This is a genomic window from Bradyrhizobium sp. USDA 4451 (assembly GCF_054822585.1).
This window is the reverse complement of record NZ_JBTRCH010000001.1, coordinates 3,971,746-3,984,056: the sequence shown is the minus strand read 5'-3', so window position 1 is coordinate 3,984,056 and position 12,311 is coordinate 3,971,746. Positions and strand designations below refer to the sequence as shown.

General features: G+C 65.0%; 11 protein-coding genes. All 11 read right to left on the bottom strand.

Going from position 1 to position 12,311, the window contains the following annotated elements:
- Positions 1 to 62: 62 nt before the first annotated feature.
- Complete coding sequence (pncA, locus tag ACVMB0_RS18425) at positions 63 to 683, bottom strand: bifunctional nicotinamidase/pyrazinamidase (protein ID WP_461347210.1); 621 nt, start codon at positions 681 to 683, stop codon at positions 63 to 65.
- Positions 683 to 1,501 (bottom strand): aspartate dehydrogenase, encoded by an 819-nt coding sequence (locus tag ACVMB0_RS18420; RefSeq protein ID WP_461347209.1) that lies wholly within the window; start codon positions 1,499 to 1,501, stop codon positions 683 to 685. Before ACVMB0_RS18420 ends, pncA begins: the two co-directional genes overlap by 1 nt.
- Positions 1,501 to 2,919 carry a M20/M25/M40 family metallo-hydrolase gene (locus ACVMB0_RS18415; RefSeq protein WP_461347208.1) on the bottom strand — a complete coding sequence of 473 codons (1,419 nt, stop codon included), beginning with the start codon at positions 2,917 to 2,919 and terminating at the stop codon, positions 1,501 to 1,503. The genes ACVMB0_RS18420 and ACVMB0_RS18415 overlap by 1 nt, the downstream gene beginning before the upstream one ends.
- 108 nt (positions 2,920 to 3,027) lie before the next feature.
- Positions 3,028 to 3,528: a RidA family protein gene (locus tag ACVMB0_RS18410; RefSeq protein ID WP_461347207.1), complete on the bottom strand. Its 501-nt coding sequence runs from the start codon at positions 3,526 to 3,528 to the stop codon at positions 3,028 to 3,030.
- Positions 3,529 to 3,550: 22 nt separating this feature from the next.
- A complete protein-coding gene (locus ACVMB0_RS18405) occupies positions 3,551 to 3,955 on the bottom strand; it encodes a c-type cytochrome (protein WP_461347206.1) in 405 nt (134 codons plus the stop codon).
- Positions 3,956 to 3,957: 2 nt separating this feature from the next.
- Positions 3,958 to 5,550 carry a flavin monoamine oxidase family protein gene (locus ACVMB0_RS18400; protein ID WP_461347205.1) on the bottom strand — a complete coding sequence of 531 codons (1,593 nt, stop codon included), beginning with the start codon at positions 5,548 to 5,550 and terminating at the stop codon, positions 3,958 to 3,960.
- Positions 5,551 to 5,673: 123 nt separating this feature from the next.
- Positions 5,674 to 6,426, bottom strand: coding sequence for a 2-amino-5-chloromuconate deaminase CnbZ (gene cnbZ, locus ACVMB0_RS18395; RefSeq protein ID WP_461347204.1), 753 nt, complete (start codon positions 6,424 to 6,426; stop codon positions 5,674 to 5,676).
- Between the two features lie 906 nt (positions 6,427 to 7,332).
- On the bottom strand, positions 7,333 to 8,553 hold the full coding sequence (locus ACVMB0_RS18390; protein WP_461347203.1) for an ABC transporter substrate-binding protein: 1,221 nt from the start codon (positions 8,551 to 8,553) through the stop codon (positions 7,333 to 7,335).
- A gap of 230 nt (positions 8,554 to 8,783) precedes the next feature.
- Positions 8,784 to 10,214 (bottom strand): amidase family protein, encoded by a 1,431-nt coding sequence (locus tag ACVMB0_RS18385; protein WP_461347202.1) that lies wholly within the window; start codon positions 10,212 to 10,214, stop codon positions 8,784 to 8,786.
- Positions 10,215 to 10,259: 45 nt separating this feature from the next.
- Entirely contained in the window at positions 10,260 to 11,054 is a 795-nt protein-coding gene (locus tag ACVMB0_RS18380; protein ID WP_461347201.1) for a FadR/GntR family transcriptional regulator, read from the bottom strand.
- A 135-nt stretch (positions 11,055 to 11,189) separates the two neighbouring features.
- Complete coding sequence (locus ACVMB0_RS18375) at positions 11,190 to 12,311, bottom strand: amino acid ABC transporter permease (RefSeq protein WP_461347200.1); 1,122 nt, start codon at positions 12,309 to 12,311, stop codon at positions 11,190 to 11,192.

The following is a 12,311-nucleotide window of genomic DNA, read 5'->3' as shown; positions in this document are numbered from 1 at the left end:
CGGCTGGGGATTAGAACAAAAGGCCAGTCAAAACAATGGTTTTTGCCCCTGCCTGGCGAGGCTCAGACGATCTCCTCGACAAGCTTCACGCCGGCCTCGCGCATCGCCGCGATGGCAGCCGCAAGCGAACCGCCGAGATCGATGGCCCGGCAGCCCGGCAACACGACCACCGTCTCGAAGCCGAGCCGCCGCGCATCGAGCGCCGAATATTGCACGCAGAAATCCGTCGCCAGCCCCGCCATCAGGACACGCGTGAGGCCACGTTCGCGCAGATAGCCGGCGAGCCCGGTCGGGGTTGTGCGGTCGTTCTCGAAGAACGCCGAATAGGAATCGATCGCCGAGCGGAACCCCTTGCGGATCACGAGCTCGGCGCGGTCGATGGCGAGGCCCGGATGAAACGCCGCGCCCGCGGTGCCCTGGATGCAATGGTCCGGCCACAGCGTCTGCGGCCCATAGGGCATGGTGATCGCGGAGAATGGCGCCGCGCCCGGATGCGAGGTCGCAAACGAGCTGTGGCCCGCCGGGTGCCAGTCCTGGGTCAGCACGACATGGTCAAACCGCGCCGCGAGCCGGTTGATCACCGGCACCACCGCATCGCCGTCGGCAACCGCCAGCGCGCCGCCGGGGCAGAAATCATTCTGCACGTCGATGATCAACAGGAGATCGTCAGGCTCAATCTTCATCAGGTGCCGATCCGTAACGACGCGCGCAATTTGCGCAGGCAGGCGATCACCGACAGCGCGGTGATGCGGCCGGTCTTGGGGTTCTCCGAGGGGATGTTTTCGATCATCATCGAGAACCGCGCGGAATCGGAATCGACCTCGATGCGGTGGGTGTTGCGCGTCACCGTCGGATCGGCCCAGATCTCGACCCGGGTCCGGTCCGGGCCGATGCCGGCGAGCGACAGCGCCACCGCGACGTTGAGATTGGCCGGAAAGCCTTTTGCGGCGTCGCGCGCGCTGCCTTCGAAGATGCGCAGCGGCTCGGTGATATCATCGATCTTGATGTCGTTCTCGACCAGATGCGGCGCGCCGAGCAGGCCCGCGACCGGCTTCCGCGTCACGAGCTTCGCCGAGCGAATGGTCCCGACCGCCGCCGCGGTCACCGCATCGAGCCCGATCAGCGCGCCGGTCGGCACGATGATCTGGCCGCCATGGGCTCGCGCGAGATCGACCAGGTCCTCGTTCTGCAACAGCGCACCGACGCTGAGCACGACCGCGGTCTTGCCGCGCGCGACCACCGGCGCCACGATCGCGCGCACCACCTTGCTCGGCGCGCACTCGACCACGATGTCGGCAACATCGGCAAGCTGCTCGATCGGCACCAGCCGCGGCGCGGATTTGAGCGCCGCGACCCAGCCGCCATGCTTGTCCGGACTATTGGCCGACACCGCAACCAGCGTCAGGCCCTCGATGCCCTGATCGAGCGCCTTGACGACGTCGGTGCCGATCGCGCCGAGGCCGGCGACCGCGACCCGCAACTTAGCCTTACCGTCCGCCATCATTTCCCACCGGCGAGCATCTTGACCAGGCGATAGAGGTACTCCTGGCCCTCGTAGAACGATTTGACCAGCACGCGCTCGTCCTTGCCATGGTTGCGGTTGTCGTCGACATCGGCGCCGAGTCCGGAATGGCCATAGGTCGGGATTCCGGCATTGCGCAGATAGCTGCCGTCGGTCGCGCCGGTGCTCATGACCGGGACGATGGCCGCATCCGGCCAGAACTCCTTCGACAGCTTCTCGATCGAACCCATGATCTCCTCGTTCAACGGTGACGGCGGGCTCAGCACCGCCTTGCCGGTCGCGGTCACCTCGATCTGCTTGTCGGCCAGCACGCGCTCGATCGCCGCCTGGACACCATCGACCGGCTCGCCGGGCAGGATCCGGCAATTCACCTTGGCGCTCGCCAGCTGCGGCAGCGCGTTGATGGCATGGCCGCCCTCCAGCATGGTCGCGACGCAGGTGGTGCGGAGCTGGGCGTTGTAGCCGGGCTTGTCCGACAATCGCGCCAAGGCCGCCGGATCGGGCTGCGGCGCCAGGATTGCCTTGATGTCGTCGGCGTTCTCCTTGCTCTCGGTCTCGGCGGTCTTGGCGAAATAGATCCGCGTGGTCTCGTTGAGATTCATCGGGAAGTCGTATTTGGAGAGACGAACCAGGCCTTCGGCGAGCCGGTAGATCGCATTGTCCTTGCGCGGCAGCGATGAATGGCCGCCACGATCCTTCACGGTGAGCTGGTAGCCGACCGAGACCTTCTCGCTGGTCTGCACGCTGTTGCGGATCGCCTTGCCATTCTTCAGGCCGACACCGCCGCCTTCGTTGAGCGCGAACTCGGCGTCGATCAGGTCGCGATGGTTCTTGATCAGCCACTGCATGCCGAGGCCGTTGGCATCGAGGATCTCCTCGTCGGTCTCCAGCGCTACGATGATGTCGCGGTCCGGCTTGTAGCCCTCCTTCTTGTAGCGGATCAGATTGGTGATGAAGGACGCGGCCATGTATTTGTCGTCGCTCGAGCCGCGGCCGTAGAAATAACCGTCCTGCTCGGTGAGCTTGAACGGGTCGACCGTCCAGTCTTCCCGGAGGGCGGGGACGACATCGATATGGGCGACCAGCAGGATCGGCTTGCGTGCGCCGGAGCCGTGCAGCCGCGCCACCATATTGCCCTTGTGCGGCGCCGGCGAGAACACATGCACGTCGGCCTCGGGGAAGCCCGCAGCGCGGAGCCGCGCGCCCATCGCTTCCGCCGCCTTCCGGGTGTCGCCGGTCGCGGTGGTGGTGTTGATCTCGACCAGCTCCTGGTAGATGCCGCGGGCAAATTGCTGTTGCTCGGTCAATCCCTCCGCTGCGGCGCCGGTTGCGAGCAGCGCACCGAGCGCCGCCGACAGCAGCAACGATCGAACCATGTTTCGGGTCTTGTGCGACATCATGCTCTCCCAGAATTCCACTGCAACGAATTCAGACAGGCGACACGGGCTTTGGCAAGACGGCAAGCCCTTCAATTTGCGCGCGCATGCTCCGCAGTTTCGTGCACGCTATTTGGAGTCCTTATTGGAATCCTTGACTGCGATCACCTCGATCTCGACCAGGAAGCCGGGATTGGCCAGCGCGGCGACGCCGACCACCGAGCGCGCCGGCAGGTTCGGCTGGCTGCCGCCGAAGAACTGGGTGTAACCCTCCATGAAGGCCTTGAAGTCCATCGGCGCGGCCGCGCTGTGCACCAGGAACACCTGCATCTTGACGACGTCGCCCATGCCGAGCCCCTGGCCCTCCAGGATCGCCTTGATCCGGTTGAGCACGCCGACGGTCTGGGTCTTGGCGTCGCCATAGGCCTGCGGGCTCGACGGATCGGCATCCTTGTTGACGACTGGCGGCACCTGGCCGCTGACATAGATCGTCGTGGTGTTGCCGGTGACGGTGACGGCCTGCGCGATCGGGAATGTCGAGTTGGGAATCGGATGCCTGACCACGTCGGCCGAGGCGGCGGTCGCCATCGCCGACAGCGCGGCGCCCAACACGATAGCGGTGAATTTCATCAAACTCTCCCAAGTGTATTTGTTAGCGGCGGGCGTCCTGGACGTCCTTGGTCGTCACTGCGTCCTGATAGCTGTTGCCGAAGTGCGTCCGCAGATAATTCACAACGGCGGCGACCTGACCATCGGTCATCATGTCGCCGAATGCCGGCATGCCGCGGCGGCCATTGACGACGAGGAAGATCGGATAGCTGCCGGATTCGAGATTCTTGTTGCCGACGAGCGAAGGATAGCTGCCGGCGCCGCTCGCGCCCGTCGCGTCCGGCATGTGGCAGCCCTGGCAGACATTGGCGAACAGCTCTTCGCCGGTCATCTCGACGAAGCGGTAGCCCGAGGAGAAGGTGCGCTTGCCCGCACCACCGTCCTGCGCAGCGGCCGCGGACGTTGCGAGCAGCGCCAACATGGCAATGACAGATGGTCCTTTGCGCATCATCACGTCTTCACCACGCGTTCGTGCAATCGGGAGATGACGTCGAGCGCGGACAGGATCGCGCCCTCCTGCCAGGCCGGCAGCTGCGAGGCATGCTCGCCGGCCAGCGCGATGCGGCCGTCGATCTGGCAGAGATTGCGGTAATGCTGCGCCCGCGCGGCCTCGGTCCATTCGCCGGCGCAGCCGAGCGTGAACGGCACGCGATGCCAGGCCACCGCGACGCCGTTCTCGAATTCGCTTCGGTATTGCGGATGGATCGCCGACCCGAACTCGACTGCGCTCGCGACCCGCTCGGCCGGCGTCATCGCGGTGAACTCGAACGAATTGGCGCCGCCATACATGTAGGCACCGAGCAGGATGCCGCGGCCGCCGCGGTTGAAGCCAGTGTTCGGATAGGCGATCTGCCGGATCGGCAGATCGGTGTAGCTGATGCCGCCATAGATCGCCTCGTCCTCTTCCCAGAACCGCCGCTTGAACTGCAGCCCGATCTTCACCGAGGCGGCATAGGGCACGGCCTCGATCGCACTCTTCATCGGCGCGCCGACATCGATCGGCAGCTGGCTCAGGATCGGCAACGGGATGGTGCAGATGCACCAGTCGGCGGTCGCCTGCTGCACCGCGGACGGGTTGGCGGTGTCGACATAGCTCACGGTGACGCCGGAGCCGTTCTGCTGGATCTGCGTCACCTTGGCGTTGTAGCGGATGAGATCGCCGACCTCGCGCACGAACGCCTTGCCGATCAAGTCCATGCCGCCGACCGGCTGGAACATCGTGGTCTGGAAGTCGTAGCGCGCAAAGGTCTGCAGATAGCGCCACATCCGCGACCGCAACAGCTCCTGCAGCGAGATCGGGTCGCTGGGCAGCGGGTCGGGCATCAGGCCCCCACCGGGATCGTGGGCATAACCGCGAAACTCGGCGGAGCCGAGGTTGGCATTGTATTTGTAATCGCGATCCAGCGCGCCCCAGTCGCGCAGCGCCTGCAACAGGATCTCCTGGTCTTCCTTGCCGACGAACTCGTCGAGCCGGCCCTGCTGGCTGACTTTTGCAAGCAGCTCCGACACGCCGCCCTGGAAATCCGCCTTGATGCTGCGAAAGCGTTGCGGCTTGCCGTCGAATGCGCGCGTCGCGTGCAGATAGGCATTGTGGTTGAGCTGGATGAAGGGCTCCAGCGTCACATTGAGCCGGCGGCAGTAATCGAGCAGCGCGCGGTGATGATAGGGAATCCGCCATGGGCCCGGATTGAGATAGAGCCCCTGCTCGAACTGGCAGGTCTGCCTGAAGCCGCCGAGCTCGGTGAAGCTGTCACCGCCGCGGATCGACCAGTTGCGGCCGCCGGCGCGGCTGTTGAATTCGAGGATCTGGACCTTGTAGCCGGCCTTGCGCAGTTCCAGCGCCGCCGTCATGCCGGCAAGCCCGGCGCCGAGGATCAGCACCGAGGCGCCCTTGACGTCGCCGGCGAGCTTGACCGGCCCCTTGTAGGCGGACTCCGATGCGAAGCCGAGGCTCGTCATCGCGTGATACATCGCCGAACTGCCGGCAATGGTCCCGATCAGCGTCAGCAGATCCCGCCGCCTGATCACAGATTCGTTCTGCACCCGCGCCCACCCAGCCGCTGACGTCGATGCGAAGGGAAACGGTTGATGCGATCCGTGTCAAGAAAGGCCGCACGCTTCCACATCCAGCCACACGCGCTTTTGATGCGTCAGGCGACCGACCCATCACACCACGCGCTCGCGGTGCACGCGCCGACAATCAATTTCGAAATCGAGCCCGACCACCGGCGGTCGGTCGAAATGCCAGGTCATGCCGTTGCGCAGCACGCCACGGCGGCCGAATTCACCTTCGAGCACCGGATAGGCATCGTGCACGGTGTAGAGCTGCACCGCGGTGGTGTCGCGCCAGGAGCCACCGAATGCGCTCATCCGGCGTTCCATTTCGCCAAGCACAAATTTCGCCTTCGCCAGGAGGCCGGCCGGGCTGGTATCGCCGGGCGCGACCGTATGGTCACGATAATTGGCCTTGCCCTCGACCGACTCGCCGCTGCCGGCCACGACGAAGCTCGCCGGCGCGTCGTTCGCAGCCGGCACCGTGTAGCAGAAGGCGTGGAAGCTCGGCTCAGCCGGCGGATCGAATTTCGGGCAGACATTGCTGCGCGCCACCGGATTGACGGCGTCGCGCATCACACCCCAGTCGATCAGGGTCTTGATGTAGATCTCGTTGAACGCCTTGAACCCGTCCTCGGTGAACGGCGCCGGCGAGCGCAGCTCGCAGGCTGCGAACGCGGTCAACGGCCGGCCGGCGGCCTTGATGATTGACTCAATCCTTTTAAAGCCCTCGCTCAGCGGCACCGGATCGGCAAACCGAACGCGCTCAATGGCAAAGCCTGATAGCGCACCGATGCCGCATGAATATTGACTGACGCCGGGCATGAAGCGGTAGCCGCCGTCGGGAGCTTCGATGGTGCTGGTCATGGTGCCTCTTGATGTGGACACGGTGATATGGCGGTCGATGACGCCGCGAGATGCAGGATACACACGAACGGCCCGATTTCATCACAGCCGTCGTCCTGGCGAAAGCTCTCGAACCGTCATCCTGAGGAGCCGCGAAGCGGCGTCTCGAAGGATCGACGGCCACCAGCCGGGCCGTCGATCCTTCGAGGCTCGCCGAAGAGGCTCGCACCTCAGGATGACGGTTTGATTTCTGCTGCGCTTATCAAACAGTGATGATCGCGTGAATCCGCATTCTCGCGACATGAATCGTCCGAGTCTTGCTCTTCGTTCCGCCCTCGTCTTACAGAGGGCGCAGGGAAAGCCGGGTGCCGATCGCACCCATGGGCCCCGTGCAATGGGTAGAAAGCACGGGGGTAGGACCACAGGTGTAACCGGAGCAATCCGGCTTTCCCTGCGCGATGGCTTACGGCTTATACGTGCTCTCCCCGGCGAGACTTGGCTTTGTTGTCACCGTCTTCACAACGCGCATTTGCGCAATCGGAAGAGACACCTACCGCTAGGGCGTCAGGCCTGCACGACTTCACCGTCCGCCTTGCGTGCTCTCGTCAGGCCACGCGCAGCGTCCACCGCATCTCGACCCGCGTTCGTGACGACCGCGAAGCGCCCCTCAATCGGGCGAGACGGGCGAACTTATACACTGAGTTATACTTCGGATAAAGCGAAATATTTTTGCCGCGGGGGCTTGACGCATTTTGTTGAGTTGCCCGACGTGTCGAATTTGCAACAGCATCGCCGCAACCAGCTACGCGGTATCCCTTCGTCATTCCGGGGCGCGCGCAGCGCGAGCCCGGAATCCATCCATCCACGGTACATGCGGCCTGATGGATTCCGGGCTCTCGCTTCGCGAGCCCCGGAATGACTAGAGCCCTAATGCGCCTTGGCGACGTAGGGGCAGCCGCCTTCATCGAGCGGACGGAAGGCCTGGTCGCCCGGCACGGTCGCGAGATATTCGTAGAGGTCCCACTTGCTCCTGGACTCTTCCGGCTTCTTGATGCGCATCAGGTACATGTCGTGCACCATGCGGCCATCCTCGCGCACGACGCCGTTCTGGGCGAAGAAGTCGTTGACCGGGGTCTTGCGCATCTGCGCGATCACGGTTTCCGAATCCACCGAGTTGGTGGCGGCGACCGCCTTGAAATAGTGCCTGAGCGCCGAATTGACGCCGGCCTGGTAGGCGGTCGGCATCGCGCCATGCCGTTTGAAAAACTCCTGGGCGAACACGCGTGTTTCCGGCGTGCGATCCCAATAGAAGGAATCGGTGAACAAGAGGTCGTGCGCGTGCGCCAGCCCGAGCGCCGGCACGTCGGTGAGCGTCACCTGCAACGCGACGACCTGCATGCTGGCCCGGATGTTGAATTCGTCGGCCTGCGACACCGCGTTGCGGAAGTCGGAGCCGGCATTGGCGAGTGCCAGGATTTTTGCGCCGGAGGATTGCGCCTGCAACAGGAAGGACGAGAAGTCCGCGGTGTCGAAGGGATGACGGACCGCGCCGAGCACCTTGCCGCCGGCTGAGGTCACGGCCTTGCTGGCATCGCGCTCCAGCGCCTGGCCGAACGCGTAGTCCGCGGCGAGGAAGAACCACGGCGTGCCGCCGCGCGCGACCACGGCCTTTGCCGTCGCGTTCGAGGACGCATAGGTGTCGTAAGTCCACTGCACGCTGGTCGACGAGCACTGCTTGCCGGTGAGATCGGACGAACCGGAGCCCGAGATCAGGAACAGCTTCTTGCGGTCGCGCGTCACGGTCTGGATCGCGAGCGCCACCGCAGAGTTGACGCCTTCGGCGATCACGTCGACACCCTTGGTGTCGATCCAGTTGCGCACGATGCCGGTCGCCACGTCAGGCTTGTTCTGGTGATCGGCCGAGATGATCTCGATCTTGCGTCCGGCGACCGTGCCGCCGATCTCCTCCGCGGCCATTTGCGCCGCGATCACCGATCCCGGGCCATTGCCGTCGGAATATTGCCCGCTCATATCGGTGATGATGCCGACCCGCAGCACACCATCCTCCGCGTGGGCCGTGCCGGCCGCAAATGACAGACACGCGGCGGCAATGACGGCCAGGACAGGCGAGCGTTTCGTGATGGACATTTCGTTCCCAAAGGTTTCGGACAGTTCGGATGGTTCGACGAACTCCTGAAGCAATCAGGGATCACCGACAACCCCGTTCGCCGGCATGGCGCTCTGCGATTCCGCGGCAAAATTCCGGGAGGAGGAACGCGACGAATGCGTCGGCTCGCGCGTCGCCGGTCATGCGAACGCCGCGACGAAATTTTGCCGCGGCGTTGCCTGGATCATACGAATGACGATACGAGATCGCCTCAACGCCGCTCCCACAATTGCCTTGCCAGGATGCCGACCTTGCGCTCGATCGCCTCGGCGGCGTCGAGACACATGTCCTCGCGATAGCGCGAGCCGACGATCTGGACACCGACCGGCACGCCCTCATGCAGGCCGACCGGCACCACGGCCGCCGGCAGGCCGAGCACGTTGATCGACGAGATGAAGCGCAGATCGTTCCAGAACAAATCCTTGACGCGCTGATCGCCGCCGAGATCGGCATTGACCTCCGGCGTCTTGCGCACCGTGGTCGGCATCAGCACGACAGGATATTGCTCGAGGAAGGCCATCCACGCCCTGATGTGGCGCGAGCGCTCGGCAATGGCCTTCATGTAGCCGGCCTGATCGAGCGGGTTGGCCAGCGCCATGAAGCCGTGGAACGTCTTCTGGAAGTCGGTGCTGGTTGTCGCCAGCATCTGGTCCTGCTGCAGCACGCGGACCTCGGTCATGATCAGGTCGCACCAGAGCTGCCAGACCTTGTTGAGCTCGGGGACCTCGACCTCGCTGACCGCATAGCCGGCATCGGCCAGATGATCGGCCGCCTTGCGCTGAAGCGCAATCACGCCGCGATCGGTCACCATGTCCTCGGGGACCTTCGCGAGCGCGACCTTGACCGGCGCGGCGGGCTTCGGCCCCGTGAGCGGCGCCGGCACGTACCAGGGATCGCGCGGGTCGCGCTGCGCCATGACTTCAAGCCCGAGACGGACGTCGGCGACGTGGCGCGCCAAGGGTCCCTGCGACGACATGAACTGCGCCATCAGCGGCCGCTCTGCCGTGGCGGAGGGATTGAACGCCGGAATCCGGCCCTGGGTCGGCTTGATGGTGGCGATGCCGTTGCAATGCGCCGGCCAGCGCAGCGAGCCGCCGATGTCGTTGCCATGCGCGATGGTGCCGATGCCGGCCGCGATCGACGCGCCGGCGCCGCCGGAGGAGCCGCCGCAGGTCACCTCCGCATTCCAGGGGTTGCGCGTCAGGCCGTGCAGCGGGTTGTCGGTGAAGCCGCGCAGCGAGAATTCCGGCGTGTTGGTCAGGCCGATGATGATGGCGCCGGCCTTCTTGAGGTTGGCGGTCACCGGCGAGTCGCCCGGCGCGATATTGTCCTTGAAGGCGACCACGCCGTTCGAATTGGCCTGGCCCTCGACGTCGATGTTGATCTTGATCGTGACCGGCACGCCGTGCAGCGGCCCGACGGCAGCGCCGCCGCGCTTGCTGGCGGCCAACGCCTCGTCCGCGGCCTTCGCCGACTTCAGCGCGGCGTCACCGAGATCGACGACGACAGCGTTGAGCGCCGGGTTGGCCTCTTGCTTGCGATCGAGATGCGCGCGGACCACCTGCTCCGAGGTCGCCTCGCCGTTCCTGATCGCCGCAGCCGTCTCCACGGCCGACCATTGCCAGATCGGTGCATTCGTCACGTGTTATCCTCCACTGGTTCTCGCACTGGTTTCTTGCTGGTTGGTTCAGTCGAGCCGCAACGGCTCGTAGAACACCGGCTGGTCCATCCGCCGGTCTTCTTTGGGAACGACGACCGCCTCGGCGCTGAGCACATGATCGAGCATCACGCGCCGGGCGCGCGCCGCATTGCCGGAGCGAAACGCGGCCATCAGGCGCTTGTGAAAGTCGATGTTCTCGCAGGTGAAGCGCGACGAGAACTGCTGCGCGCCGAATTTGCCGATCAGGTGACGGATCGCCTCGTTGACGAACCTGCACATCAGGCCGAGCAGCGGGTTGGGACAGGCCTCGATCAGGATGTCGTGGAAATCGATCTCGGCGTGGCGATGATGATCCCAATCGGCTTCGCCGCCGGGGTGATGCTCCTGAACCGCGATCGCGTTGTCGAGCGCGGCAAGATGCGCCGCGGTGAGGTGCCCGACCACGCTGAAGGCGAGCTCCGGCTCGATCAGCCGGCGGATCTGGTAGATCTGCGCGGCATTGACCGACTGGAAATAGAAGTAGTTGCTGAGCAGGCCGACGATCCGGTTGATCGAGACCGGCGCCACCCGCGCGCCGCCGCCGGGCCCGGTGGTGTTCTGCACCAGCCCCTGCACTTCCAGCGACTTGAGCGCCTCGCGGATCGTCGAGCGGCTGCACCCGAACATCGCGATCAGCTCGCCCTCCTGCGGCAGCCGGTCGTCGGGCTGCAAGCCGGCCTGGAAGATGTGGCTGCGGATCAGATCGGCGACCGCGTCCGGGCGCTTGCGCTTGATCGAAGCGCGGCGGGAGGGGTCGAGGGTGGGCAGAGCCGATTTATCCATTTTATGATCATAAATAGGATTGCGACGGCTTGGCAAGGGGCTCGCTTCCGACCTCCGAGCGAACGGGAGCGGCGCCGTCCTTCGGACGGCACGCCAGAATCGAACATTCGGGAATTGGCGGAAAGCCCGGCCGGCTCAGCCGTGCGCGCGTTGCGCCTCGAGGCTCCGGCTGTAGCGCGACATCGCGAAGCAGAACACGAAATAGATCACGCTGACGAAGACGTAGACCTCGACGCTGAAGGACTGCCAGGCCGGATCGACGATCGCGGTTTTCGCGGTCGTCAAGAGATCGAAGATGCCGATGATCAGGACAAGGCTGGTGTCCTTGAAGAAGGCGATGAAGGTGTTGACCAGCGGCGGGATGACGTGGCGGATGGCCTGCGGCAGCACGATCAGCGCGTGCTTCTCCCAATAAGACAGCCCGAGCGCATCCGCGGCCTCATATTGTCCGCGCGGCACCGCTTGCAGGCCGCCGCGCACGACTTCGGCGAGATAGGCGCCGGCATAGAGGATGAAGGCGATCTGCGCGCGCAGGAGTTTGTCGATGTTGACGCCGTCGGGCATGAACAGCGGGAACATCACGCTCGCCATGAACAGCAGGCTGATCAGCGGCACGCCGCGGATCAATTCGACATAGAGCACGCAGAGCGAACGGATCGCCGGCAAGTTCGAGCGGCGGCCGAGCGCGACCAGGATGCCGAGCGGGAAGCCGAGCGCCAGTCCGAACGTCGCGAGGATCAAGGTCACCGGCAGCCCGCCCCAGCGGTCCTGGGTGACGAAGGTGAGGCCAAGGAAGCCGCCCCACATCAGGCAGCCGATCACGATCAGCGCCGCGGCCCACAGCAGGAACAATTCCTTGCGCCAGAAGCTGCGGCGGCTCGACACCACGAACAGTGCGATGAAGATCACGACCGCGAGCGCCGGCCGCCACTGTTCACTGAACGGATAGGTGCCGAACAGGATGAAGCGGTACTTCTCGGGCACGACCGCCCAGCAGGCGCCGACGCCGCGCAGCGCGCGGCAGGCCGCGGTGTCGTTGCCGGAGACGATCCAGACCGCGTTGGCAATGCCCCATTGCCAGAACGCGATGCCGGCCTTGCCGAGCACGAACAACAACAGCAGCGTCATGATGCTGGAGGGGATCGAGGCGAACAGATTGGCGCGCAGCCAGGCGGTGAGATGACCGCCGAGCGCGCGCGGTGCGGGGCGCGGGCCGATCGGCAGCGGATCCTGCGGAAGGTGGGCGACCGAGCTCAT